A 24,758-nucleotide genomic window follows, 5' to 3' on the forward strand; every position below is an offset into this window, starting at 1 on the left:
ATAGCAGATGTGTCCTGGTAATACCGAAAAAATCTTACTCTTAATAAATCACTTTAACTTCGCACTCTATCCGCTTGAGTGTGTTTGATTTTTTCCGTCAGTTTTTCCCTCTTGTAATCCTTCCACCTTCCTTTGTTGCGCTAAATCGCCGTCCTGTAAGGGATTTCCTTATGAACGTGCCTTGACGGTGTGGCGGGCGGATTCCTATAGTGTGCGCAAGTGGCAGAAAGTGGGATGAAGTGGGTTTTCTGGCACAAAAAAGCTAACATTGTGGGGAATCGCAGCCGTGTTCCGCGGAGCCAACGCCGTCAGCCTCGATGCAAAGGGCCGTCTCGCCATGCCGAGCCGGTACCGTGACGAGCTCGATTCGCGTTGCAATGGTCAATTGATCGTGACCATCGACGCCGTTGACCCCTGCTTGTGTGTTTATCCCCTCGATGAGTGGGAACAGATAGAAGCCAAGTTGCGCGCCTTGCCGTCGTTGCGTGAGGAAAACCGTCGCCTGCAGCGTTTGCTGATCGGCAATGCGGTGGACCTGGAGCTCGATGGCAGTGGGCGTTTCCTGGTGCCGCCCCGCCTGCGTGAGTACGCCAAGCTGGACAAGAAGGCGATGCTGGTGGGGCAGCTGAACAAATTCCAGCTGTGGGATGAGGATGCCTGGAACGCGGTTTCGGCAGCCGACCTTGCAGCTATTCAACAACCGGGCGCCATGCCCGATGATTTGCGTGACCTGATCCTGTGACCATAGATAGCGGCTTCAACCACATCACCGTCCTCCTCGACGAAGCCGTCGAGGCATTGGCCCTGCGCGCCGACGGTTGCTATCTGGACGGCACCTTCGGGCGTGGCGGCCACAGCCGCCTGATCCTCAGCAAGCTTGGGCCGCAAGGGCGGTTGCTGGGGTTCGACAAGGATCCACAGGCGATTGCCACCGGGCAAGCGCTGGCGGCCGAAGACGGCCGCTTTGTCATTGTGCAGCGCAGCTTTGCCGAGCTCGGCGACGAAGTGCGCGCCCGCGGCCTGGATGGCAAGGTCAGCGGCATTCTGCTCGACCTGGGCGTATCCTCGCCGCAACTGGACGACCCCGAGCGCGGCTTCAGCTTCCTTAACGACGGTCCGTTGGACATGCGCATGAACCCGGGCCAGGGCATCAGTGCAGCCGAGTTTGTCGCCACCGCCCCCGTCGAAGAAATTGCCCGCGTGTTCAAGGAGTACGGCGAGGAGCGCTTCGCCGGTCGCATGGCGCGCGCTGTGGTCGAGCGCCGCGAGAAGCAGCCGTTCACCCGCACCGCCGACCTGGCGGAAGTGCTCAAGGTTGCCAACCCGGCCTGGGAAAAGGGCAAGAACCCTGCGACCCGGGCCTTCCAGGGCCTGCGTATCCATGTCAACAACGAGCTTGGCGACCTCGAGACCGGCCTTGAAGCCGCGCTCGACGCCCTTGAAGTGGGTGGCCGCCTGGCAGTGATCAGCTTCCACTCGTTGGAAGACCGTATCGTCAAACTGTTCATGCGCAAGCTGGTCAAGGGCGAGGCAGACAACCTGCCGCGCAACCTGCCGGTTCAGCACAAGGCCTTCGAGCCGAAGATCAAATTGATCGGCAAGGCGCAGTTCGCCTCCGAAGCCGAACTCAAGGCCAACCCGCGGTCGCGCAGCGCCGTGATGCGGGTAGCGGAGAAGTTGCGGTGAGCAGGCTGTTTGCCAAGCCGCTGCCAGGCGGAAGCTTTTTGATGCTTCTGCTGTTCGTCGCCGTCCTGATTTCGGCGATCGCCGTTTCCTACAGCGCTCACTGGAACCGTCAGTTGCTCAATACCCTGTACGGTGAACTGAACGAGCGCGACAAGGCCCAGGCCGAGTGGGGCCGGTTGATCCTCGAGCAAAGCACCTGGACTGCCTCCAGTCGCATCGAGAGTCTGGCCTCGGAGCAGCTCAGGATGCGCGTGCCCGCTGCTGACGAAGTGCGGATGGTGGCGCCATGATGAAGCTCGAAGGCGCACTCTACCCCTGGCGCTTCCGGGTGGTGATCGGTTTGCTGGCGCTGATGGTCGGTGCTATCTGCTGGCGCATCATCGACCTGCAGGTCGTCGACCGCGACTTCCTCAAGGGGCAGGGCGATGCCCGCAGCCTGCGCCATATTCCCATCCCCGCGCACCGTGGCCTGATCACCGATCGCAACGGTGAGCCGCTGGCTGTCAGTACGCCCGTCACCACCTTGTGGGCTAACCCCAAGGAAATGCAGGCGGCCAAGGATCGCTGGCCGCAGCTGGCCGCCGCACTTGGGCAGAACCCACAGCAGTTGAGCGAGCGTCTTACCCAGCAGGCCAACAAGGAATTCATCTACCTGGTCCGCGGCCTGACCCCGGAGCAGGGCCAGCACGTGCTCGACTTGAAGGTTCCGGGCGTCTACGGCCTCGAAGAGTTCCGCCGCTTCTATCCGGCTGGCGACGTCACCGCGCACATGGTCGGTTTTACCGACCTGGATGACCATGGTCGTGAAGGCGTCGAGCTCGCCTACGACGAATGGCTCGCCGGGGTGCCCGGCAAGCGGCAGGTGATCAAGGACCGGCGTGGCCGGCTGATCAAGGACATCCAGGTAACCAAGAACGCCAAGGCCGGCAAGACCTTGGCGTTGTCGATAGATCTGCGCCTGCAGTACCTGGCCACCCGCGAGCTGCGTAACGCCATCGCCGAACAGGAAGCCAAGGCTGGCAGCCTGGTGATCATGGACGTCAAGACCGGCGAGGTCCTGGCGATGGTCAACCAGCCGACCTACAACCCGAACAACCGCCGCAGCATGTTCCCGGCGGCGATGCGCAACCGGGCGATCATCGATGTGTTCGAACCAGGCTCCACGGTCAAGCCGATTTCGATGAGCGCCGCGCTTGAAAGCGGGCGCTGGAAGCCGACCGACAAGGTCGAGGTGTATCCCTTCACCCTGCAGATCGGCCGCTACACCATCAAGGACGTATCGCGTGGTGGTGGGCCGATCCTCGACCTGACCGGCATCCTGATCAACTCCTCCAACGTCGGCATGAGCAAGATCGCTTTCGATATTGGTGGCGAGGCCATCTACCGGGTCATGTCCCAGGTGGGCCTGGGCCAATACACCGGGCTCGGTTTCCCGGGTGAGCGCGTGGGCAACCTGCCGAATCACCGCGACTGGCGCAAGGCCGAAACCGCGACGCTTTCTTATGGCTATGGCGTATCGGTGACCGCGCTGCAGCTGGTGCATGCCTACGCGGCATTGGCCAACGACGGCAAGATGGTGCCGCTGTCAATTCTCAAGGTCGACAAGGCCCCGGAGGCTGTGCAGGCGATCCCGAAGGAAACCGCCGAAACCGTGCAGGCCATGCTCCAGCAGGTGATCGAAGCACCGCGTGGCGTGTTCCGTGCCCAGGTGCCGTTCTACCACGTGGGCGGCAAGTCGGGTACCGCGCGTAAAGCCACCGTCGGCTCCAAGGGCTACACCGAGAACGCCTACCGTTCGCTGTTCGCCGGCTTCGGCCCGATGAGCGACCCGCGCTACGCCATCGTCGTGGTCATCGATGAGCCGAGCAAGGGTGGCTACTTCGGCGGCCTGGTATCGGCGCCCGTATTCAGCAAAGTGATGTCAGGCACCCTGCGCCTGATGAATGTACCGCCGGACAACCTGCCGCCGCCTTCGACGCAGCAAGCCAGCGCAGTACCCGCCAAGGGAGGGCGAGGTTGATGACGATGCCATTGAGCAAACTGTTCGCCCATGCCAGCCGCGATCCGCTGATCCGCGAGCTGACCTTGGACAGCCGCCAGGTGCGCCAGGGTGATCTGTTCCTCGCCGTGCCGGGTGCCAAGGTCGACGGCCGTGAGCATATTGCCGACGCACTGGCCCGTGGTGCCGCAGCCGTCGCCTATGAAGAGCAGGGTACCTGCGTGTTGCCGATTACCGACGCGCCGCTGATTCCGGTCAAGGGGCTGATCGGCCAGCTGTCGCAGATCGCTGGGCGCTTCTATGGCGAACCCAGCCGCCAATTGAGCCTGGTGGGGGTCACCGGTACCAACGGCAAGACCAGCGTCACCCAGCTGGTGGCTCAGGCGCTCGATGCCCTTGGCCAGCGTTGCGGGCTGATCGGTACCCTCGGCACCGGCTTTTACGGTGAGTTGCAGAGCGGTCGCCTGACCACGCCGGACCCTATCGCCGTGCAGTCGACCCTCAACGACCTGAAAAAAGCGGGTGCCAGGGCGGTGGCCATGGAAGTGTCCTCTCACGCTCTCGAGCAAGGGCGGGTCGCTGCGCTGGAGTTCGATATCGCGGTGATGACCAACCTGTCGCGCGATCACCTGGACTATCACGGCAGCATGGAGGCCTATGAGGCCGCCAAGGCCAAGCTGTTCGCCTGGCCGAGCCTGCGTTGCCAGGTGGTCAACCTGGATGATGAGTTCGGACGTCGCCTGGCCGCCGATTTCGCCCGCCGCCCGAGTGCCGATCATATCGAGACCCGGTTGCTCAGCTACAGCCTGGAAAACCCGGACGCTTCGCTGTTTTGCCGCGAGGCCACGTTCGACGATGATGGCGTGCGTGCCACCCTCGTCACCGCACAGGGCGAGCGCAGCCTGCGCAGCCAGCTGCTGGGGCGCTTCAACCTGAGCAACATGCTGGCGGCGGTGGCCACCTTGCTGGCGCTGGATTATTCACTGGACGAGATCCTGAAAGTCACCCCGCAGTTGCAGGGGCCGGTCGGTCGCATGCAGCGCCTGGGTGGCGGTGAGAAGCCGTTGGTGGTGGTCGACTACGCCCACACCCCGGATGCCCTGGAAAAGGTGCTCGAGGCATTGCGCCCGCACGCCCACGGCAAGTTGCTGTGCCTGTTCGGCTGTGGTGGTGACCGTGACGCCGGCAAGCGCCCGCTGATGGCGGCAGTCGCCGAGCGCCTGGCCGATCGTGTGCTGGTGACTGATGACAACCCGCGTACCGAGGATCCGCAGCGCATCTTCGATGACATTCGCCCCGGCTTTGCCCAGCCCGACAGCGTGGAGTTCGTCGCCGGCCGTGGTCAGGCCATTGCCCACCTGGTCGCCACTGCTGCTGCCGAGGATGTGATCGTCCTGGCCGGCAAGGGCCACGAGGATTACCAGGAGATCAATGGCGAGCGCCATGACTTCTCCGATCTGGTCGAAGCCGAGAAGGCCCTAGCCGCCTGGGAGGCTCCACATGCTTGAGCCCATGATGCTCAGCCAGTTGACTGCTGCCTTGAGTGCTCGTCTGGCAGGCGCCGACGCCAGCTTTACCGGCGTCAGTATCGACAGCCGCAGCGTCGCTGCCGGTCAACTGTTCGTCGCCCTCAGCGGGCCGCGCTTCGATGGCCATGACTACCTGGCCGATGTGAAGGCCAAGGGGGCCGTCGCCGCGCTGGTCGAGCGCGAAATCACCGATGTCGATCTGCCGCAACTGGTGGTTGCCGACTGCCGTGTAGCGCTTGGTCAGCTCGGCGCGCTGAATCGTGCTGCCTTCGACAAGCCGGTGGTGGCCATTACTGGCTCCAGCGGCAAGACCACGGTCAAGGAAATGCTCGCCGCGATCCTGCGTACCCGCGGGCCAGTGCATGCCACCCGTGGCAACCTCAACAACGACCTCGGCGCACCGCTGACCCTGCTGGAGATCGCCCCGGAGCACAGCGCCGCGGTGATCGAACTGGGTGCCTCGCGCATCGGCGAGATCCGCTACACCGTCGGCCTGACCCGGCCGCAGGTGGTCATCATCAACAACGCCGGTACCGCCCACGTCGGCGAGTTCGGCGGCCCGGAGAAGATCGTCGAGGCCAAGGGCGAGATCCTCGAAGGCCTGGGCGAGGGTGGCACGGCCATCCTCAACCTGGCCGACAAGGCGTTCGACATCTGGCGCCAGCGCGCGGGCAGCCACCGCGTCGTCAGCTTCGCGCTGGACAACCCGCAAGCAGACTTCTACGCCAGCGATATCGGTCGCGACGCCCGTGGTTGCCCCTCGTTCACCCTGCATGGCCCGGACGGCAGTGTCCCGGTGCAGTTGAACCTGCTTGGCACCCATAACGTCAGCAATGCCTTGGCCGCCGCTGCCGCAGCCCATACCGTTGGTCTGAGCCTGAGCGGCATTGCTGCCGGCCTTGGCGCCGTGCAACCGGTCAAGGGCCGCACCGTGGCGCAGATCGCGCCCAGCGGCGTGCGGGTCATCGACGACAGCTACAACGCAAATCCCACCTCGATGTGTGCCGCCATTGATATACTCGCCGGCTTTTCCGGTCGCACCGTTCTGGTGCTCGGGGATATCGGCGAACTGGGGCAATGGGCCGAGGAAGGTCACCGCCAGGTGGGTGACTACGCACGTGGCAAGGTCGATGCGCTGTACGCGGTGGGCACCAATATGGCCTACGCCGTTCAGGCATTCGGTACCAATGGCCGCCATTTCACTACTCAAGCTGAGCTGATCGAGGCCGTCAAGGCCGAGTCCGCCGGCGACACCACTATCTTGATCAAGGGCTCGCGCAGCGCTGCGATGGAAAACGTCGTGGCCGCACTGTGCGGCGCCAGCGGGGAGAAACATTAATGCTGCTGCTGTTGGCTGAGTATCTGCAACAGTTCCACAAGGGCTTCGCGGTCTTCCAGTACCTGACCCTGCGCGGGATCCTGGGTGTGCTGACCGCGCTGTCCCTGGCCCTGTGGCTGGGCCCGTGGATGATCCGTACCCTGCAGATCCGCCAGATCGGTCAGGCCGTGCGTAACGACGGCCCGCAATCGCACCTGTCCAAGTCCGGCACCCCGACCATGGGCGGTGCGCTGATCCTCTCTGCCATTGCCATCAGTACCCTGCTGTGGGCCGACCTGACCAACCGCTATGTGTGGGTGGTGCTGATCGTCACCCTGGCGTTCGGCGCCATTGGCTGGGTCGACGACTACCGCAAGGTCATCGAGAAGAACTCCCGCGGCCTGCCGAGCCGCTGGAAGTATTTCTGGCAGTCGGTGTTCGGCCTGGCTGCGGCGATCTTCCTGTACAAGACCGCGCCGACCAGCGTTGAAACCACGCTGATCATCCCGATGCTCAAGGACCTGGCCATCCCGCTGGGCGCCGGCTTCATTGTGCTGACCTATTTCGTCATTGTCGGCTCGAGCAACGCGGTCAACCTGACCGACGGCCTCGATGGCCTGGCGATCATGCCGACGGTGATGGTCGGCGGTGCGCTGGGCATCTTCTGCTACCTGTCGGGCAACGTGAAGTTCGCCGAATACCTGCTGATCCCGTATGTGCCGGGCGCGGGCGAGCTGATCGTGTTCTGCGGCGCGCTGATCGGCGCGGGCCTGGGCTTCCTGTGGTTCAACACCTACCCGGCCCAGGTATTCATGGGCGACGTCGGCGCGCTGGCCTTGGGCGCCGCGCTGGGCACCATCGCGGTAATCGTGCGCCAGGAAGTCGTCCTGTTCATCATGGGCGGCGTGTTCGTGATGGAAACCCTGTCGGTGGTCATCCAGGTGGCCTCGTTCAAGCTGACCGGCAAGCGCGTGTTCCGCATGGCGCCGATCCACCACCACTTTGAACTCAAGGGTTGGCCCGAGCCACGGGTGATCGTCCGCTTCTGGATCATCACCGTGATTCTCGTGCTGATTGGCCTTGCCACCCTGAAACTGAGGTAAACGAGCGTGTCACTGATCGCTTCCGACCAATTCCGCATCGTTGTCGGCCTCGGCAAGAGCGGCATGTCCCTGGTTCGCTTCCTGGCGAACCGGGGCATTGCCTTTGCGGTCGCCGACACCCGCGAGCAACCGCCGGAACTGGACACCCTGCGCCGTGAATACCCGCAGGTGGAAGTGCGCTGTGGCGAGCTGGACGTGGACTTCCTGTGCCGGGCCAGCGAGCTGTATGTCAGCCCTGGCCTGGCCCTGGCCACACCTGCGCTGCAACAGGCCGCCGCGCGTGGCGTCAAGCTGTCCGGAGACATCGAGCTGTTCGCCCATCACGCCAAGGCGCCGATCGTGGCCATCAGCGGCTCCAACGCCAAGAGCACCGTGACCACCCTGGTCGGCGAGATGGCCGCCAAGGCAGGCAAACGTGTGGCGGTCGGCGGCAACCTCGGTACCCCGGCCCTGGACCTGCTGGCTGACGACGTCGAGCTGTATGTGCTGGAGCTGTCGAGCTTCCAGCTGGAGACCACCGACCAGCTCAACGCCGAAGTAGCCACCGTGCTGAACATCAGCGAAGACCACATGGACCGCTACAGCGGCCTGCCGGCCTATCACCTGGCCAAGCACCGGATCTTCCGTGGCGCCCGCCAGGTGGTGGTCAACCGCCAGGATGCCCTGAGCCGTCCGTTGCCGGTCGAAGGCCGGCCGTGCTGGACCTTTGGCCTCAACGCGCCGGACTTCAAGGCCTTCGGCCTGCGTGAAGTGGATGGCGAGAAATACCTGGCGTTCGAGTTCCAGACCCTCATGCCGGTGCGCGAGTTGAAGATCCGTGGTGCTCACAATCACAGCAACGCCCTGGCTGCCCTGGCTCTCGGCCATGCCGTCGGCCTGCCATTCGCGCCGATGCTCGAAGCCCTGCGCGAATTCAAGGGCCTGGCCCATCGTTGCCAGTGGGTGCGCGAGCGCAACGGCGTGAACTGGTACGACGATTCCAAGGCCACCAACGTCGGTGCCGCGCTGGCGGCCATCGAAGGCCTGGGCGCCGATATCGAGGGCAAACTGGTGCTGATCGCCGGCGGCGATGGCAAAGGCGCCGATTTTGCGGCCTTGCGTAGCCCGGTGGCGCAGCATTGTCGCGCCGTGGTGCTGATCGGTCGCGATGCCGAACGCCTGGCCGAAACCCTGAAGGATGCCGTGCAACTGGTGCCCGTGCAGACCCTTGATGAGGCCGTGCAGCGTTGCGCCGAGCTGGCCCGCGCCGGTGACGCGGTGCTGCTGTCGCCGGCCTGCGCCAGCCTCGACATGTTCAAGAACTTTGAAGAACGCGGGCGCCTGTTCGCCCAGGCAGCGGAGGGGCTGGCATGATCTTCGGCATCCTCAAGCCGTACCCGTCGCCGCTGATCAGCGGCCGTGGCATCGACCTCGACTTCCCGCTGCTGGCCGGTTGCCTGGCGCTGCTCGGCCTGGGCCTGGTGATGATCACCTCGGCCTCCTCCGAAGTGGCCGCGGTGCAGTCCGGCAACCCGCTGTACCACATGTTCCGCCACCTGGTGTACGTCACCCTTGGCTTGGGCGCCGGGTTGATGACCATGCTGGTGCCGATCGCCACCTGGCAGCGCATGGGCTTCATGATGCTGATCGGTGCCTTCGGTCTGCTGGTGCTGGTGCTGGTGCCCGGTATCGGCCGTGAGGTGAACGGTTCGATGCGCTGGATCGGCTTCAGCTTCTTCAACGTCCAGCCATCGGAGATCGCCAAGGTCTTCGTGGTCATTTATCTCGCCGGCTACCTGGTGCGTCGCCAGACCGAGGTGCGCGAGAGCTGGATGGGCTTCTTCAAACCCTTCATCGTGCTGCTGCCAATGGCCGGCCTGCTGCTGATGGAGCCGGACTTCGGCGCCACGGTGGTGATGATGGGCGCTGCGGCGGCCATGCTGTTCCTCGGAGGAGTGGGGCTGTTCCGCTTCTCGCTGATGGTGGTGCTGGCGGTCATATCGGTGGTGGTGCTGGTCCAGGCCCAGCCCTATCGAATGGCGCGCCTGATCACCTTCACCGACCCCTGGAGCGATCAGTTCGGCTCCGGCTACCAGCTGACCCAGGCGTTGATCGCCTTCGGGCGCGGCGAATGGTTGGGCGTGGGCCTGGGCAACAGTGTGCAGAAGCAGTTCTACCTGCCCGAGGCGCACACCGACTTCGTGTTCTCGGTGCTGGCCGAGGAGCTGGGGGTGGTCGGCTCGCTGCTGACCATCGCGCTGTTCGTGTTCATCACCGTGCGTGCCCTGTACATCGGCCTGTGGGCCGAGAAGGCCAAGCAGTTCTTCGCCGCCTACATGGCCTTCGGCCTGTCGTTCCTGTGGATCGGCCAGTTCTTGATCAACATTGGCGTGAACGTCGGCTTGCTGCCGACCAAGGGCCTGACCCTGCCGTTCCTCAGCTACGGGGGCAGTTCCCTGGTGATCTGTTGCGCCTGTGTCGGGCTGCTTTTACGCATCGAGTGGGAGAGCCGTACCCATCTGGGCAGCGAAGAACACGAGTTCAAGGAGAGCGATTTTGCCGAGGAGCCCAGCCATGGCCGCTGACGGCAAGAACGTCCTGATCATGGCCGGTGGCACCGGGGGGCACGTGTTCCCGGCCCTGGCCTGTGCCCGCGAGTTCCAGGCCCGCGGCTACAGTGTGCACTGGCTGGGTACCCCGCGTGGCATTGAAAACGAACTGGTGCCCCAGGCCGGCCTGCCGCTGCACCTGATCCAGGTCACCGGCCTGCGCGGCAAGGGCAAGCTGTCGCTGCTCAAGGCGCCGTTCACCCTGGTCAAGGCCGTGCTGCAGGCGCGGCGCATCGTCCGTGAGCTCAAGCCGGTCTGCGTGGTCGGCTTCGGTGGTTATGTGACCGGCCCCGGTGGCGTAGCCGCCCGGTTGTGTGGTGTGCCACTGGTGATCCACGAGCAGAATGCCCGCGCCGGTACCACCAATCGTTTGCTGCTGCCGCTGGCCGCGCGTGTCTGCGAAGCATTCCCGGACACCTTTGCCGCCAGCGACAAGCTGCGCACCACGGGCAATCCGGTGCGCCCGGAGCTGTTCATGGACGCCCTGCGCGCGCCCCTGGCCGAGCGCCGTGCGCGCCTGTTGGTCATGGGCGGCAGCCTGGGTGCGGAACCATTGAACAAATTGTTGCCTAAGGCCCTGTCCGAGGTGCCGGCGAACCTGCGCCCCGAAGTGTTCCACCAGGCGGGCAGGAACCACGCGCCCGCCACCGCCGAGCGTTATCACGAGGCGGGGGTCGAGGCCCAGGTCGAACCGTTCATCAAGGACATGGCCCATGCCTATGGCTGGGCCGATATGGTGGTGTGCCGGGCCGGTGCCCTGACCGTCAGCGAACTCGCGGCGGCGGGCCTGCCCTCGATGCTGGTGCCCTTGCCCCATGCCATCGACGACCACCAGACCCACAACGCCCAATACCTGGCACGTGAAGGCGCCGCCTTCCTGATGCCACAAGCGACTACTGGCGCAGCGCAGCTCGCTGAACGCCTGAACGAGGTGCTGATGCAACCCGAGAAACTCAACGCCATGGCCGGCACCGCCCGCCGCCTGGCCAAACCTGCCGCAACCAGCACCGTGGTGGATATCTGCCTGGAGGTGGCCCATGGTTGAGAGCCAGAAAGCCATGCCGCATCCGAAGATGGGCCGTATCCGTCGCATCCACTTCGTCGGTATCGGCGGCGTGGGCATGTGCGGCATCGCCGAAGTGCTGCTGAACCTCGGCTATGAAGTGTCCGGCTCCGACCTCAAGGTGTCGCCGGTCACCGAGCGCCTTGAGTCGTTCGGCGCCGAGATCTTCGTCGGCCACCGCGCCGAGAACGCCGCCAACGCCGATGTGCTGGTGGTGTCCAGCGCGATCAATCCGGCCAACCCGGAAGTCGCCACCGCACTGGAGCGCCGCATCCCTGTGGTGCCGCGTGCCGAGATGCTCGCCGAGCTGATGCGCTATCGCCATGGCGTGGCGGTAGCCGGCACCCACGGCAAGACCACCACCACCAGCCTGCTGGCCTCGGTGTTCGCCGCCGGTGGCCTGGACCCGACCTTCGTCATCGGTGGTCGCCTGACCGCGGCCGGGACCAACGCGCAGTTGGGCACCAGCCGCTACCTGATCGCCGAAGCCGACGAGAGCGACGCCAGCTTCCTGCACCTGCAGCCCATGGTCGCCGTGGTCACCAACATCGACGCCGACCACATGGCCACCTACGAAGGCGACTTCAACAAGCTGAAGAAGACCTTCGTCGAGTTCCTGCACAACCTGCCGTTCTATGGGCTGGCGGTGATGTGCCTGGACGACCCGGTGGTGCGTGAGATCCTGCCGCAGGTCAAGCGTCCGACGGTCACCTACGGCTTCAGCGAAGAGGCCGACATCCGCGCCATCAACGTGCGTCAGCAGGGCATGCAGACCCACTTCACCGTGCTGCGCCGTGACTGCGAGCCGCTGGAAGTGTCGGTGAACATGCCAGGCAACCACAACGTGCTGAACGCTTTGGCGACCATCGCCATCGCCACCGACGAAGGCATTAGCGACGAGGCCATCGTCCAGGGGCTGTCGGGCTTCCAGGGCGTTGGCCGGCGTTTCCAGGTCTACGGCGAGCTGCCGGTCGACGGTGGCAGCGTGATGCTGGTCGACGACTATGGCCACCATCCGACCGAGGTCGCCGCGGTGATCAAGGCCGTGCGTGGCGGCTGGCCGAGCCGCCGCCTGGTGATCGTCTACCAGCCACACCGCTATAGCCGCACCCGCGACCTGTACGACGATTTCGTGCAGGTGCTGGGCGATGCCAACGTGCTGCTGCTGATGGAGGTCTACCCGGCCGGCGAAGAGCCGATCCCCGGCGCCGACAGCCGCCAGCTGTGCCACAGCATCCGCCAGCGCGGCAAGCTCGATCCGATCTACATCGAACGCGGCGCCGAGCTCGCGCCGTTGGTCCAGCCGCTGCTGCGCGCCGGTGACATCCTCATCTGCCAGGGTGCCGGCGATGTCGGCGGCCTGGCCCCGCAATTGATGAATAGCCCGCTGTTCGCAGGCGCCAAGCAGGAGAAGTCGAAATGACCAGCGCCTACGACAAGTTGCACTCGACCCTGGACGCCAAGGCCTTTGGCCGCGTCGCCGTGCTGTACGGTGGCAAGAGTGCCGAGCGTGAGGTTTCCCTGAAGTCGGGCAAGGCAGTGATCGAGGCGCTGACCAGCGCTGGTGTCGACGTAGTCGCCATCGACGTCGGCGACGACCTTCTGAACCGCCTGCAGAGCGAGAAGATCGACCGCGCCTTCATCATCCTCCACGGCCGTGGCGGTGAGGACGGCAGCATGCAGGGCCTGCTCGAGTGCCTGGGGATTCCCTACACCGGCAGCGGCATTCTTGCCTCGGCGCTGGCCATGGACAAGCTGCGCACCAAGCAGGTGTGGCAGAGCCTGGGTATCCCCACGCCGCGTCACGCCGTGCTGGCCAGCGAGCAGGATTGCGTGGCCGCCAGTGCGGAACTGGGCTTCCCGTTGATCGTCAAACCCGCCCATGAAGGTTCGAGCATCGGCATGGCCAAGGTGAACAGCGAGCAAGAGCTGGTCGCCGCCTGGAAAGACGCCGCCAACTACGATTCGCAAGTCCTGGTCGAGCAATGGATCCACGGCCCGGAATTCACCATCGCCGTGCTGCGTGGCCAGGTGCTGCCGCCGATCGCGCTGGGCACGCCGCACGTGTTCTACGACTACGACGCCAAGTACATCGCCAATGACACCCAGTACCGCATCCCGTGCGGCCTGGACAGCGTCAAGGAGCAGGAACTGATCGACCTTACCGCGCGCGCCTGCGATGCCGTTGGCATCGAGGGCTGGGGCCGTCTGGACGTGATGCAGGACGAGCAGGGCCGTTTCTGGCTGCTCGAGGTCAACACCGCACCGGGCATGACCGACCATAGCCTGGTGCCCATGGCGGCCCGTGCCGCCGGTCTGGACTTCCAGCAGCTGGTGCTGGCGATCCTGGCCGACAGCGTAGCGACGAGAGGTTAATAGCCATGCAAGGCGCGATGATACGTCAGCAGCCACCCGTTACCGGCCGTAGCAAGCCGGTGCCGCGTGGTGCCAGCCGACTGGTGGCCGACGAGCCCGTATCGGCGCGCCTGCCGCGGCCAAGCTTCGGCGGCCTGAAGCGCCTGCTGTGGCCGGTATTGCTGGTGGCCGCCGGCTTTGGCGCCTATGAGGGGGCCATTCGCCTGATGCCCTACGCCGACCGGCCGATCACCAAGATCGCCGTGCAGGGTGATCTCAGCTACATCAGCCAGCAGGCGGTGCAGCAGCGTATCGCGCCCTACGTGGCGGCGAGCTTCTTCACCGTCGACCTCGCGGCGATGCGCGTCGAGCTCGAGCAGATGCCTTGGATCGCCCACGCCGAGGTGCGCCGGGTGTGGCCGGACGAGGTGGTGATCCGCCTGGAAGAACAGTTGCCGGTGGCGCGTTGGGGCGACGAGGCCTTGCTCAACAACCAGGGCCAGGCCTTCACCCCGCGCGAACTGGCCAACTATGAGCACCTGCCGCAGCTGTTCGGGCCGCAGCGCGCTCAGCAACAAGTCATGCAGCAGTATCAGGTATTGAGCCAGATGCTGCGCCCCATGGGCTTTTCCATCGCTCGCCTGGAGCTGCGCGAGCGAGGCAGCTGGTTCCTGACCACTGGCGCGGGTAGCGCCGGCCCAGGTATCGAGCTGCTGCTGGGGCGCGACCACCTGGTGGAGAAGATGCGCCGTTTCATTGCCATTTACGACAAATCGCTTAAAGACCAGATCACCAATATCGCCCGCATCGATCTGCGTTATTCCAACGGACTTGCCGTTGGTTGGCGGGAACCGAATGCACCGACGACGGCCCAACCCGCCGTTGCGAAGAATTAGAGAGAGGCAGGACCATGGCAAACGCGCATAGCGGCAAAATGATCGTCGGGCTGGACATCGGCACCTCCAAGGTGGTGGCGCTGGTGGGTGAAGTCGGCGAGGACGGTACCCTGGAGATCGTCGGGATCGGCACCCATCCGTCTCGCGGCCTGAAGAAGGGCGTGGTGGTGAACATCGAGTCGACGGTGCAGTCGATCCAGCGCGCCGTGGAAGAGGCCCAGCTGATGGCCGGCTGCCGCATCCACTCGGCGTTCGTCGGCGTGGCCGGCAACCACATCCGCAGCCTGAACTCCCACGGCATCGTCGCCATCCGCGATCGCGAAGTCAGCACCGCCGACCTTGAGCGCGTGCTCGATGCCGCCCAGGCCGTGGCCATTCCGGCCGACCAGCGGGTGCTGCACACCCTGCCGCAGGACTACGTGATCGACAACCAGGAAGGCGTGCGCGAGCCCCTGGGCATGTCGGGCGTGCGCCTGGAAGCCAAGGTCCACGTGGTTACCTGCGCGGTGAACGCGGCGCAGAACATCGAAAAATGCGTGCGTCGCTGTGGTCTGGAAATCGACGACATCATCCTTGAACAGCTGGCCTCGGCCTACTCGGTGCTGACCGACGACGAGAAAGAGCTGGGCGTGTGCCTGGTGGACATCGGTGGCGGCACCACCGACATCGCCATCTTCACCGAAGGCGCGATCCGCCACACCGCGGTAATCCCGATCGCTGGCGACCAGGTCACCAACGACATCGCCATGGCCCTGCGTACGCCTACGCAGTACGCCGAGGAAATCAAGATCCGCTACGCCTGCGCCCTGGCCAAGCTGGCCGGCGCCGGCGAGACCATCAAGGTGCCGAGCGTGGGTGATCGCCCGCCGCGCGAGCTGTCGCGCCAGGCCCTGGCCGAAGTGGTGGAGCCGCGTTACGACGAGCTGTTCACCCTGATCCAGGCCGAACTGCGCCGCAGCGGCTACGAGGACCTGGTGCCGGCCGGCATCGTCCTCACCGGCGGCACCGCGAAGATGGAAGGCGCCGTGGAACTGGCCGAGGAAATCTTCCACATGCCGGTACGCCTGGGCGTGCCGCACAGCGTCCGCGGGCTGAGCGACGTGGTCCGCAACCCGATCTATTCCACCGGCGTGGGCCTGCTCACCTACGGCCTGCAGAAGCAGTCCGAGGACCTGTCCCTGACCGGTATCAGCAACAGCAACAGCAGCAACAACAGCTATGGCGATGAACCCAAGGGGCCAGTGCTTGAGCGACTCAAGCGTTGGGTCCAGAGCAACTTCTGAGTTTCAAAGCAGTAGTGGTAGGCGCGACAACTAGAGAACTGTAAGGAGAGGGAAAATGTTCGAGCTCGTAGACAACGTCCCGCAAAGTCCGGTCATCAAGGTGATCGGCGTCGGCGGTGGCGGCGGCAACGCCGTCAACCACATGGTCAAGAGCAGCATCGAAGGCGTGGAGTTCATCTGCGCCAACACCGATGCTCAGGCGCTGAAAAACATCGGCGCGCGCACCATCCTGCAACTGGGCACTGGTGTGACCAAGGGCCTGGGTGCTGGCGCCAATCCGGAAGTCGGCCGTCAGGCCGCGCTGGAAGACCGTGAGCGCATCGCCGAAGTGCTGCAGGGCACCAACATGGTGTTCATCACCACCGGCATGGGTGGCGGTACCGGTACCGGCGCGGCGCCGATCATCGCCGAAGTGGCCAAGGAAATGGGCATCCTCACCGTTGCGGTGGTGACTCGTCCGTTCCCGTTCGAAGGCCGCAAGCGCATGCAGATCGCCGATGAAGGCATCCGCATGCTGGCTGAAAGCGTCGACTCGTTGATCACCATCCCCAACGAGAAGCTGCTGACCATCCTGGGCAAGGATGCAAGCCTCCTGTCCGCCTTCGCCAAGGCCGACGACGTGCTGGCCGGCGCCGTGCGCGGCATCTCGGACATCATCAAGCGTCCGGGCATGATCAACGTCGACTTCGCCGACGTACGCACCGTGATGGGTGAGATGGGCATGGCGATGATGGGTACCGGCTGCGCCAGCGGCCCGAACCGTGCTCGCGAAGCCACCGAGGCGGCGATCCGCAACCCGTTGCTCGAAGACGTCAACCTGCAGGGCGCCCGCGGCATCCTGGTGAACATCACCGCAGGGCCTGACCTGTCGCTGGGTGAGTACTCCGACGTGGGTAGCATCATCGAGGCCTTCGCCTCCGACCACGCGATGGTCAAGGTCGGCACCGTGATCGATCCGGACATGCGCGACGAGCTGCACGTGACCGTCGTGGCCACCGGCCTGGGCGCGCGCATCGAGAAACCGGTCAAGGTGGTCGACAACACCCTGCAGACTGCCCAGCAGGCGTACGAGGCTTCCAACCCGGCCCCGGTTCGCCAGGAGCAGTCGGCCGTCAACTACCGTGACCTGGAGCGTCCGACCGTGATGCGCAACCAGGCCCATGCAGGTGCCGCGGCAGCCGCTAAACTCAACCCTCAGGATGATCTGGACTACCTGGATATCCCGGCGTTCCTGCGTCGTCAGGCCGATTAATGGAATTTATCAGGGGTATAAGGGTGATTGGTGTTCAGCAAAGGCCGGGTCTGTTATCATCCCCAGCCTTTGTTGATACCTGTTCGCAATTTGCGCTGAAGCGGCCAATGCCATGATTAGACAACGCACCCTGAAGAATACCATCCGTGCCACAGGCGTCGGCCTGCACTCCGGGGAGAAGGTCTACCTGACCCTCAAGCCTGCGCCTGTCGACAGCGGCATCGTCTTCCGTCGCGCCGACCTCGACCCTGTGGTCGAAATCCCGGCGCGCGCGGCCAACGTCGGCGAGACCACCATGTCCACCACGCTGGTCAACGGTGACGTCAAAGTCGATACGGTCGAGCACCTGCTCTCCGCCATGGCGGGCCTGGGCATCGATAACGCCTACGTCGAGCTCTCCGCCTCGGAAGTGCCGATCATGGATGGTAGCGCCGGACCCTTCGTATTCCTGATCCAATCGGCCGGCCTGGAAGAACAGGACGCACCGAAGAAGTTCATCCGCATCCTGCGTGAAGTGACAGTGGAAGAGGGCGACAAGCGCGCCACTTTCCTGCCCTTCGACGGGTTCAAGGTGAGCTTCGAGATCGACTTCGATCACCCGGTCCTCAAGGGCCAGACCCAGAGCGCGGTCGTCGACTTCTCGAGCACCTCGTTCGTGAAGGAAGTCAGCCGTGCCCGTACCTTCGGTTTCATGCGTGACATCGAGTACCTGCGCAAGCACAACCTTGCGCTGGGTGGCAGTGTCGAGAACGCCATCGTCGTCGACGAAACCGGTGTGCTCAACGAAGACGGCCTTCGTTCCGATGACGAATTCGTCAAGCACAAGATCCTCGACGCCATCGGCGATCTGTACCTGCTGGGCAACAGCCTGATCGGCGAGTTCAAGGGCTACAAGTCCGGACACGCGCTGAACAACCAGCTGTTGCGCAAGCTGATTGCGGAAACCGACGCCTGGGAAGTGGTCACCTTCGAAGATGCCAGCACGGCACCGATCTCGTACATGCGCCCTGTTGCGGCTGTGTAAGTTCGAACACTCTCTCTAGTGATTAAGGCCACCTTCGGGTGGCCTTTTTTATGGCTGGGATTTGGATTCGGGCTGATGGCAAACAGTTCGAGAACTGCGTTGTGGCGGATATCGAGTACCTATGCAAGGTTCAAGTCGAGCGCTCTCAACCGTTATCCTTCCCTTGAGCATGCGCCGCCAATCGCTCCAGCGCCGCCTTGAGCTTCGGGTCACTGATTCCTTCCGCCGACCCTCGGATACTCTGAGCGGCAGTTTCCGAAAGCTCCGGCCCTTGCCCCTCGCGTTTGGCTGCCACCAGTGGCGGTTGCACCTTGAACAGTATGCGCGTCAGGTTGGCGAAGGCTTCCATGGCCATGAGCTGACGTTGCAGGCGTTTCTGCTGGTAGCGCAGGCGGGTCGCCCAATGGCCGTCGGTAACCACCAGCAACAACGTCCCTTCCTTCCAGGAAGCCACGTGGCAATGCTCGCGGGCGGCTGGCTGCAGCTGGCTTTCCAGCAGGCGCTGCAGGTGCTCCAGGCGCTCAGCCTGGTTCAGCAGCAGGCGCAGCGGGCGTGCCTTGCGCAGCAGGGCCGAGGGCGGGTGGGCGGAAGAGGGTTTGTAGGCCATGGAAGTTCGCGGCGGGTTGCTAGACCGGCAGTTTAACAGGCGCCGCCTGATCGCGGGGCAAGCCCGCTCCCACGCCACGTGCGAAAACGGCCATGCTGGCTGGGATCTTGATGCAAGTCATTCGCGATACGTTTCATCTGCGCGCACCTTGAACTTGCGCAAAAAGCCCCTATGTTAGTCAAGCCCCCTAAAAGCGCTGTGCCAGCATCGTGGAAATCCACCACTTTCCTCACCATCGTTTCCGGGTAGAATGCTCGTTCGCATGCGGCCTCTGGGCTGCACGGGCGACTCATGGGGCCGCCCTCCATCCCTACGTGTGGAAGATCCTGCCGATATGTTTGCGCCTTTGTTAAAAAAACTTTTTGGAAGCAAGAACGAGCGTGAAATCAAACGCATGCTCAAGACGGTGAGCACCGTCAATGCCTTCGAAGAGAAGATGGTGGCCCTCTCCGACGAGCAGCTGCGGAGCAAGACCGCAGAGTTCAAGGAGCGCCTGGCCAAAGGCGAAACGCTTGATCAACTGCTGCCTGAAGCCTTCGCCGTGGCCCGCGAGGCCGGCAAGCGCGTGATGGGCATGCGTCACTTTGATGTCCAGCTGATCGGCGGCATGACCTTGCACGAAGGCATGATCGCAGAAATGCGTACCGGTGAAGGCAAGACCTTGGTCGGTACCCTGGCCGTCTATCTCAACGCGCTGTCCGGCAAGGGCGTGCACGTGGTCACGGTGAACGATTACCTGGCCCGCCGCGACGCCAACTGGATGCGCCCGCTGTACGAGTTCCTCGGCCTGACCGTGGGCATCGTCTCGGCCTTCCAGCCACCGGAAGAGAAACGCGCCGCCTACGCCGCGGACATCACCTACGGCACCAACAACGAATTCGGTTTCGACTACCTGCGCGACAACATGGCGTTCAGCCAGGACGAGAAGTTCCAGCGTGAGCTGAACTTCGCGGTGATCGACGAAGTCGACTCGATCCTCATCGACGAAGCGCGTACCCCGCTGATCATCTCCGGCCAGGCCGAGGACAGCTCCAAGCTGTACATCGAGATCAACCGCCTGATCCCGCGCCTGACCCAGCACATCGAGGAAGTCGAAGGCCAGGTGACCCAAGAGGGTCACTACAGCATCGACGAGAAGAGCCGCCAGGTCGAACTGAACGAGGCCGGCCACCAGTTCATCGAGGACATGCTCACCCAATCCGGCCTGCTGGCCGAGGGCGAGAGCCTGTACTCCGCGCACAACCTGGGCCTGCTGACCCACGTCTACGCCGGCCTGCGGGCGCACAAGCTGTTCCATCGCAACGTCGAGTACATCGTCCAGGACGGCCAGATCCTCCTGATCGACGAGCACACCGGCCGCACCATGCCGGGCCGCCGCCTGTCCGAGGGCCTGCACCAGGCCATCGAGGCCAAGGAAAACCTGAACATCCAGGCCGAAAGCCAGACCCTGGCCTCGACCACCTTCCAGAACTACTTCCGCCTGTACACCAAGCTGTCCGGCATGACCGGTACCGCCGACACCGAGGCGTTCGAGTTCGCGCAGATCTATGCGCTCAACGTGATGGTCATCCCGCCGAACAAGCCGTTGGCGCGCAAGGACTTCAACGACCTGGTGTACCTGACCGCCGACGAGAAGTACGCGGCAATCATTGCCGACATCAAGGAAAGCATGGCCCAGGGCCGTCCTGTCCTGGTCGGCACCGCGACCATCGAAACCTCCGAGCACATGTCCAACCTGCTCAAGAAGGAAGGTATCGACCACAAGGTCCTGAACGCCAAGTACCACGAGAAAGAAGCCGAGATCATCGCGCAAGCCGGTGCGCCGGGTGCCCTGACCATCGCCACCAACATGGCCGGTCGTGGTACCGACATCCTGCTGGGCGGTAACTGGGAGGCCGAAGTCGCCGCCCTGGACAACCCGACCGCCGAGCAGATCGCCCAGATCAAGGCCGACTGGCAGAAGCGCCACCAGCAGGTGCTGGAGGCCGGCGGCCTGCACGTGATCGCCTCCGAGCGCCACGAATCGCGCCGTATCGACAACCAGCTGCGTGGCCGTGCCGGCCGTCAGGGCGATGCCGGCTCGAGCCGCTTCTACCTGTCGCTGGAAGACAGCCTGATGCGCATCTTTGCCTCCGACCGGGTGAAGAACTTCATGAAGGCGCTGGGCATGCAGTCCGGTGAGGCCATCGAGCACCGCATGGTTACCAACGCCATCGAGAAAGCGCAGCGCAAGGTCGAGGGTCGCAACTTCGATATCCGCAAGCAGTTGCTCGAATACGACGACGTGGCCAACGAACAGCGCAAGGTGATCTACCACATGCGCAACAGCCTGCTGGCGGCCGAGAACATCGGTGACACCATCGCCGAGTTCCGCCTGGAAGTGCTCGATGCCACCATCAGCCAGCACATCCCGCCGCAGTCGCTGCCCGAGCAGTGGGACGTGGCCGGCCTGGAGGCCTCGCTGTCCAGCGACTTCGCCATGAAGCTGCCGATCCAGCAGTGGCTCGACGAAGACGATCACCTCTACGAGGAGACCCTGCGCGAGAAGCTGCTCAAGGAAATCACCGACGCCTACAACGAGAAGGAAGACCAGGCCGGCATCGACGCCCTGCGTACCTTCGAGAAGCAGATCCTGCTGCGCGTGCTGGACGATCTGTGGAAAGACCACCTGTCGACCATGGACCACCTGCGCCACGGTATCCACCTGCGCGGCTATGCGCAGAAGAACCCCAAGCAGGAGTACAAGCGCGAATCCTTCACCCTGTTCCAGGAGCTGCTCGAGTCGATCAAGCGCGACACCATCCGCGTGCTGTCGCACGTTCAGGTCCGTCGCGAAGACCCGGTCGAGGAAGAAGCCCGTCTGCGCCGCGAGGCCGAGGAACTGGCCAGCCGCATGCAATTCCAGCACGCCGCCGCACCAGGCCTGGAAGGCGAGCAACTGGCCGAGGAGGGCGCTGAAGTCGCCGTCGCATCGGCCCCTGTGCGCAACGACATGAAGCTCGGTCGCAACGAGCCTTGCTGGTGTGGCTCGGGCAAGAAATTCAAGCATTGCCATGGTCAGATTGAATGATCTGAACCACCTGCAGTAACGTGACACATCCGGGGCCGCTTTGCGGCCCCGCTTTTTGTTCTCAACCGATTTATCTAGGAGCGCTCTAATGGCTGTTGGTCTTGGTCCCCTGCCCACCCTGCACCCGGTTCCCGGTTTCGAACTCGGTATCGCCTCGGCGGGCATCAAGCGCCCGGGGCGCAAGGATGTGGTGGTGATGCGCTGCGCCGAAGGCTCCAGCGTCGCCGGCGTGTTCACCCTCAACGCCTTCTGCGCGGCCCCGGTGATCCTCTCCAAGCAGCGCGTGCAGGGCACCGTGCGTTACCTGCTGACCAACACCGGCAACGCCAACGCCGGCACCGGCGCACCGGGCCTGGCCGCCGCCGAGCGCACCTGCGCCAGGCTGGCCGAACTGGCCGGCGTGCCGGCCGAGTCGGTCCTGCCGTTCTCCACCGGCGTGATCGGCGAGCCGCTGCCGGTCGAGAAGATCGAAGGCGCGCTGCAGGCCGCCCTGGACAACCTGTCGGAAAACAACTGGGCCGAAGCCGCCACCGGCATCATGACCACCGACACCCTGCCCAAGGGCGCCAGCCGTCAGTTCCAGTTCGACGGCAAGACCATCACCGTCACAGGCATCAGCAAGGGCGCGGGGATGATCCGCCCGAACATGGCCACCATGCTCGGCTACATCGCCACCGACGCCAAGGTCGCCCCGGCGGTGTTGAAGGACCTGATGCTCGACGGCGCCAACAAGTCGTTCAACCGCATCACCATCGACGGCGACACCTCGACCAACGACTGCTGCATGCTGATCGCCACCGGCAAGGCCGATGTGCCGGAAGTGACCGAGGCCAGCGGCGCGCTGTTCGAAGCACTGAAGCAAGCGGTGTTCGAAGTGTGCATGGAGGTGGCGCAGGCCATCGTCCGTGACGGCGAAGGCGCCACCAAGTTCGTCACCGTGCAGGTCAACGGTGGGGGCAACCACCAGGAATGCCTGGACGTTGGCTATGCCGTGGCCCACTCGCCGCTGATCAAGACCGCGCTGTTCGCCTCCGACCCCAACTGGGGCCGCATTCTCGCAGCTGTCGGTCGCGCCGGCGTGCCCGAACTGGATGTCAGCCTGATCGACGTGTATCTGGACAGCGTGTGCATCGCCAGCAAAGGCGGGCGCAGCCCGAGCTACACCGAGGCGCAGGGCTCGGCGGTGATGGCCCAGGAAGAGATCACCATCCGCATCGAGCTCGGCCGTGGCCAGTGCAGCGAAACCATCTGGACCACCGACCTGTCCCACGAGTACGTGAAGATCAACGCCGAATACCGCACCTGACCCATCGCGGGGCAAGCCCGCTCCCACGCACAGCTTGGTGGGAGCGGGCTTGCCCCGCGATTACCGCACACTGCCCGCAACATGGAGCCGAACCATGAGCTATCACCTGATCATCGGCGACAAGCTGTATTCCTCCTGGTCGCTACGCGGCGCCCTGGCCCTTGACCTGGCCGGCGTGCCCTACGAAGAAACCCTGATCAAACTCAACCAGCCCGATACCCGCCAGCGCCTGCTGGCGTTCTCGGCCACAGGCAAGGTGCCGCTGCTCAAGACCGAGCATGGCGTCATCGCTGATTCCCTGGCCATCGCCGAGTACCTCAACGAGCAGCATCCGCAAGCATGCCTGTGGCCGGACGACATCGCGGCCCGTGCCCAGGCGCGTTCGGCCTGTGCCCAGATGCACAGCGGCTTCTTCGCCCTGCGCGGCGCCATGCCGTTCGACCTGTCCCGCGACCAGGCGCTGGAAAGCGTGCCGCTGGATGTGCAGGTCGACATCGACCGCATGGTCGCCCTGTGGTCCGAGTGCCGCCTGGTGGCCAAAGATAGTGGCCCATTCCTGTTTGGCCGGCCGACCCTGGCCGATGCCTTCTTCGCCCCGGTGGCCGTGCGCCTGCGCACCTACCGCGTCGAGGTGCCGGCCGAGGCCGCCGCCTATATCGAAACCATCTACCAGTGGCCGGCCTTCCAGGCTTGGCAGCAGGCTGGCCTGGCGGAGCGTGAAGGGTGAAGCGGATTCATGTAGTGGCAGCGGTCATCCGTGGTGCCGATGGTCGCATCCTGATCGCCCGTCGTGCGGATACTCAGCATCAAGGCGGCTTGTGGGAGTTCCCCGGCGGCAAGGTGGAAGCGGGGGAGGGCGTCGAAGCGGCGCTGGCCCGTGAGCTGCGCGAGGAACTGGGTATCGAGGTCACGGGTTCGCGCCCGCTGATCAAGGTCAGCCACGATTACCCGGACAAGCAGGTGTTGCTGGATGTGCGAGAGGTGGATGGCTTTACCGGTGAGCCACATGGGGCAGAAGGGCAGCCTTTGGCGTGGGTGGCTCCGCGTGACCTGGGGCAGTATGCGTTCCCCGAGGCCAACAAGCCGATCGTCTCCGCCGCGCGTTTGCCCGATCAATACCTGATCACCCCGGACGGTCTGGAAGTGCCCGAGTTGCTCAAGGGTATCCAGAAGGCCGTGGCCAGCGGTATCAGGCTGATCCAGTTACGGGCACCGGACATGTACGACCCGAAGTACCGCGATGTGGCGGTCGACGCGGTTGGCCTGTGCGCAGGCAAGGCGCAACTCATGCTCAAGGGGCCGCTGGAATGGCTGGGCGACTTCCCGTCGGCCGGCTGGCACCTGACCGCCGCGCAGTTGCGCAAGTACGCGGCCAAGGGCCGGCCATTCCCGCAGGAGCGCTGGCTGGCAGCGTCCTGCCACAGTGCCGAGGAGCTGGCATTGGCCGAGCAGATGGGGGTGGATTTCGTCACCCTGTCGCCGGTGCAGGCGACCCAGACGCATCCGGATGCCACACCGCTCGGTTGGGATGAGGCGCAGCGCTTGATCGGCACGATCAGCCGCCCGGTGTTCCTGTTGGGTGGGGTCGGGCCGGGTGAGCGGGAACAGGCGTGGGATGCCGGTGCTCAGGGCGTGGCGGGGATTCGGGCGTTCTGGCCCGAGATTTGAGTCACTCGTGA

Annotated in this window: 21 protein-coding genes; 20 read left to right on the forward strand and 1 reads right to left on the reverse strand. The window is 64.3% G+C overall.

What is annotated here, in order from left to right:
- The first annotated feature begins 286 nt into the window (after positions 1–286).
- From mraZ to lpxC, 16 genes are all read left to right on the forward strand, one after another.
- Positions 287–742: a division/cell wall cluster transcriptional repressor MraZ gene (gene mraZ / locus ACQ4OD_RS16645; protein ID WP_011535546.1), complete on the forward strand. Its 456-nt coding sequence runs from the start codon at positions 287–289 to the stop codon at positions 740–742.
- A complete protein-coding gene (gene rsmH, locus ACQ4OD_RS16650) occupies positions 739–1,686 on the forward strand; it encodes a 16S rRNA (cytosine(1402)-N(4))-methyltransferase RsmH (protein WP_046857014.1) in 948 nt (315 codons plus the stop codon). The genes mraZ and rsmH overlap by 4 nt, the downstream gene beginning before the upstream one ends.
- Complete coding sequence (gene ftsL, locus ACQ4OD_RS16655; protein ID WP_023630124.1) at positions 1,683–1,976, forward strand: cell division protein FtsL; 294 nt, start codon at positions 1,683–1,685, stop codon at positions 1,974–1,976. The genes rsmH and ftsL overlap by 4 nt, the downstream gene beginning before the upstream one ends.
- Complete coding sequence (locus tag ACQ4OD_RS16660) at positions 1,976–3,706, forward strand: peptidoglycan D,D-transpeptidase FtsI family protein (RefSeq protein ID WP_177485990.1); 1,731 nt, start codon at positions 1,976–1,978, stop codon at positions 3,704–3,706. Before ftsL ends, ACQ4OD_RS16660 begins: the two co-directional genes overlap by 1 nt.
- Positions 3,706–5,193 (forward strand): UDP-N-acetylmuramoyl-L-alanyl-D-glutamate--2,6-diaminopimelate ligase, encoded by a 1,488-nt coding sequence (gene murE / locus ACQ4OD_RS16665; protein WP_198754375.1) that lies wholly within the window; start codon positions 3,706–3,708, stop codon positions 5,191–5,193. The genes ACQ4OD_RS16660 and murE overlap by 1 nt, the downstream gene beginning before the upstream one ends.
- Positions 5,186–6,553: a UDP-N-acetylmuramoyl-tripeptide--D-alanyl-D-alanine ligase gene (locus tag ACQ4OD_RS16670; RefSeq protein WP_430944596.1), complete on the forward strand. Its 1,368-nt coding sequence runs from the start codon at positions 5,186–5,188 to the stop codon at positions 6,551–6,553. Before murE ends, ACQ4OD_RS16670 begins: the two co-directional genes overlap by 8 nt.
- Positions 6,553–7,635 (forward strand): phospho-N-acetylmuramoyl-pentapeptide-transferase, encoded by a 1,083-nt coding sequence (gene mraY, locus ACQ4OD_RS16675; RefSeq protein WP_011535540.1) that lies wholly within the window; start codon positions 6,553–6,555, stop codon positions 7,633–7,635. The genes ACQ4OD_RS16670 and mraY overlap by 1 nt, the downstream gene beginning before the upstream one ends.
- A gap of 6 nt (positions 7,636–7,641) precedes the next feature.
- Positions 7,642–8,988 (forward strand): UDP-N-acetylmuramoyl-L-alanine--D-glutamate ligase, encoded by a 1,347-nt coding sequence (gene murD / locus ACQ4OD_RS16680; protein ID WP_198754377.1) that lies wholly within the window; start codon positions 7,642–7,644, stop codon positions 8,986–8,988.
- Positions 8,985–10,199, forward strand: a complete 1,215-nt coding sequence (gene ftsW / locus ACQ4OD_RS16685) for a putative lipid II flippase FtsW (RefSeq protein ID WP_102682675.1) — start codon at positions 8,985–8,987, stop codon at positions 10,197–10,199. The genes murD and ftsW overlap by 4 nt, the downstream gene beginning before the upstream one ends.
- Complete coding sequence (gene murG / locus ACQ4OD_RS16690) at positions 10,189–11,268, forward strand: undecaprenyldiphospho-muramoylpentapeptide beta-N-acetylglucosaminyltransferase (RefSeq protein WP_139668788.1); 1,080 nt, start codon at positions 10,189–10,191, stop codon at positions 11,266–11,268. The genes ftsW and murG overlap by 11 nt, the downstream gene beginning before the upstream one ends.
- Complete coding sequence (murC, locus tag ACQ4OD_RS16695) at positions 11,261–12,709, forward strand: UDP-N-acetylmuramate--L-alanine ligase (RefSeq protein WP_102682676.1); 1,449 nt, start codon at positions 11,261–11,263, stop codon at positions 12,707–12,709. Before murG ends, murC begins: the two co-directional genes overlap by 8 nt.
- Positions 12,706–13,662 carry a D-alanine--D-alanine ligase gene (locus tag ACQ4OD_RS16700; RefSeq protein ID WP_198754378.1) on the forward strand — a complete coding sequence of 319 codons (957 nt, stop codon included), beginning with the start codon at positions 12,706–12,708 and terminating at the stop codon, positions 13,660–13,662. The genes murC and ACQ4OD_RS16700 overlap by 4 nt, the downstream gene beginning before the upstream one ends.
- A gap of 5 nt (positions 13,663–13,667) precedes the next feature.
- Positions 13,668–14,537 (forward strand): cell division protein FtsQ/DivIB, encoded by an 870-nt coding sequence (locus ACQ4OD_RS16705; RefSeq protein ID WP_023629819.1) that lies wholly within the window; start codon positions 13,668–13,670, stop codon positions 14,535–14,537.
- 14 nt (positions 14,538–14,551) lie between these two features.
- On the forward strand, positions 14,552–15,820 hold the full coding sequence (gene ftsA, locus ACQ4OD_RS16710) for a cell division protein FtsA (protein WP_094010215.1): 1,269 nt from the start codon (positions 14,552–14,554) through the stop codon (positions 15,818–15,820).
- Between the two features lie 55 nt (positions 15,821–15,875).
- The gene (ftsZ, locus tag ACQ4OD_RS16715) at positions 15,876–17,072 is read left to right on the forward strand and encodes a cell division protein FtsZ (RefSeq protein WP_016395521.1); all 1,197 of its coding nucleotides are present in this window, start codon (positions 15,876–15,878) and stop codon (positions 17,070–17,072) included.
- Positions 17,073–17,184: 112 nt separating this feature from the next.
- Positions 17,185–18,096 carry a UDP-3-O-acyl-N-acetylglucosamine deacetylase gene (lpxC, locus tag ACQ4OD_RS16720; RefSeq protein WP_046857004.1) on the forward strand — a complete coding sequence of 304 codons (912 nt, stop codon included), beginning with the start codon at positions 17,185–17,187 and terminating at the stop codon, positions 18,094–18,096.
- Between the two features lie 145 nt (positions 18,097–18,241).
- Here the strand turns inward: lpxC and ACQ4OD_RS16725 are convergent, their stop codons facing one another.
- A complete protein-coding gene (locus tag ACQ4OD_RS16725) occupies positions 18,242–18,703 on the reverse strand; it encodes a DUF721 domain-containing protein (protein ID WP_110700451.1) in 462 nt (153 codons plus the stop codon).
- Between the two features lie 334 nt (positions 18,704–19,037).
- On the opposite strand from ACQ4OD_RS16725, the gene secA reads away from it, so the two are divergent.
- The 4 genes from secA (at position 19,038) to ACQ4OD_RS16745 (ending at position 24,747) form a co-directional block, all read left to right on the forward strand.
- On the forward strand, positions 19,038–21,773 hold the full coding sequence (gene secA, locus ACQ4OD_RS16730) for a preprotein translocase subunit SecA (RefSeq protein WP_111531711.1): 2,736 nt from the start codon (positions 19,038–19,040) through the stop codon (positions 21,771–21,773).
- An 88-nt stretch (positions 21,774–21,861) separates the two neighbouring features.
- Complete coding sequence (argJ, locus tag ACQ4OD_RS16735; RefSeq protein ID WP_102682680.1) at positions 21,862–23,079, forward strand: bifunctional glutamate N-acetyltransferase/amino-acid acetyltransferase ArgJ; 1,218 nt, start codon at positions 21,862–21,864, stop codon at positions 23,077–23,079.
- Between the two features lie 94 nt (positions 23,080–23,173).
- On the forward strand, positions 23,174–23,806 hold the full coding sequence (locus ACQ4OD_RS16740; protein ID WP_102682681.1) for a glutathione S-transferase family protein: 633 nt from the start codon (positions 23,174–23,176) through the stop codon (positions 23,804–23,806).
- A complete protein-coding gene (locus tag ACQ4OD_RS16745) occupies positions 23,803–24,747 on the forward strand; it encodes a Nudix family hydrolase (RefSeq protein ID WP_198754381.1) in 945 nt (314 codons plus the stop codon). The genes ACQ4OD_RS16740 and ACQ4OD_RS16745 overlap by 4 nt, the downstream gene beginning before the upstream one ends.
- Positions 24,748–24,758 lie beyond the last annotated feature (11 nt).

The organism is Pseudomonas sp. WC1, from assembly GCF_050586565.1.
Lineage (GTDB): Bacteria > Pseudomonadota > Gammaproteobacteria > Pseudomonadales > Pseudomonadaceae > Aquipseudomonas.

Excerpts from the sequence above, each read along its gene's own strand:
- ACQ4OD_RS16660 (WP_177485990.1), top strand. The coding sequence starts at position 1,976 with ATGAAGCTCGAAGGCGCACTCTACCCCTGGCGCTTCCGGGTGGTGATC.
- murE (WP_198754375.1), top strand. The coding sequence starts at position 3,706 with ATGACGATGCCATTGAGCAAACTGTTCGCCCATGCCAGCCGCGATCCG.
- ACQ4OD_RS16670 (WP_430944596.1), top strand. The coding sequence starts at position 5,186 with ATGCTTGAGCCCATGATGCTCAGCCAGTTGACTGCTGCCTTGAGTGCT.
- mraY (WP_011535540.1), top strand. The coding sequence starts at position 6,553 with ATGCTGCTGCTGTTGGCTGAGTATCTGCAACAGTTCCACAAGGGCTTC.
- ftsW (WP_102682675.1), top strand. The coding sequence starts at position 8,985 with ATGATCTTCGGCATCCTCAAGCCGTACCCGTCGCCGCTGATCAGCGGC.
- murG (WP_139668788.1), top strand. The coding sequence starts at position 10,189 with ATGGCCGCTGACGGCAAGAACGTCCTGATCATGGCCGGTGGCACCGGG.
- murC (WP_102682676.1), top strand. The coding sequence starts at position 11,261 with ATGGTTGAGAGCCAGAAAGCCATGCCGCATCCGAAGATGGGCCGTATC.
- ACQ4OD_RS16700 (WP_198754378.1), top strand. The coding sequence starts at position 12,706 with ATGACCAGCGCCTACGACAAGTTGCACTCGACCCTGGACGCCAAGGCC.
- ACQ4OD_RS16705 (WP_023629819.1), top strand. The coding sequence starts at position 13,668 with ATGCAAGGCGCGATGATACGTCAGCAGCCACCCGTTACCGGCCGTAGC.
- ftsA (WP_094010215.1), top strand. The coding sequence starts at position 14,552 with ATGGCAAACGCGCATAGCGGCAAAATGATCGTCGGGCTGGACATCGGC.
- ftsZ (WP_016395521.1), top strand. The coding sequence starts at position 15,876 with ATGTTCGAGCTCGTAGACAACGTCCCGCAAAGTCCGGTCATCAAGGTG.
- lpxC (WP_046857004.1), top strand. The coding sequence starts at position 17,185 with ATGATTAGACAACGCACCCTGAAGAATACCATCCGTGCCACAGGCGTC.
- ACQ4OD_RS16725 (WP_110700451.1), bottom strand. The coding sequence starts at position 18,703 with ATGGCCTACAAACCCTCTTCCGCCCACCCGCCCTCGGCCCTGCTGCGC.
- secA (WP_111531711.1), top strand. The coding sequence starts at position 19,038 with ATGTTTGCGCCTTTGTTAAAAAAACTTTTTGGAAGCAAGAACGAGCGT.
- argJ (WP_102682680.1), top strand. The coding sequence starts at position 21,862 with ATGGCTGTTGGTCTTGGTCCCCTGCCCACCCTGCACCCGGTTCCCGGT.
- ACQ4OD_RS16740 (WP_102682681.1), top strand. The coding sequence starts at position 23,174 with ATGAGCTATCACCTGATCATCGGCGACAAGCTGTATTCCTCCTGGTCG.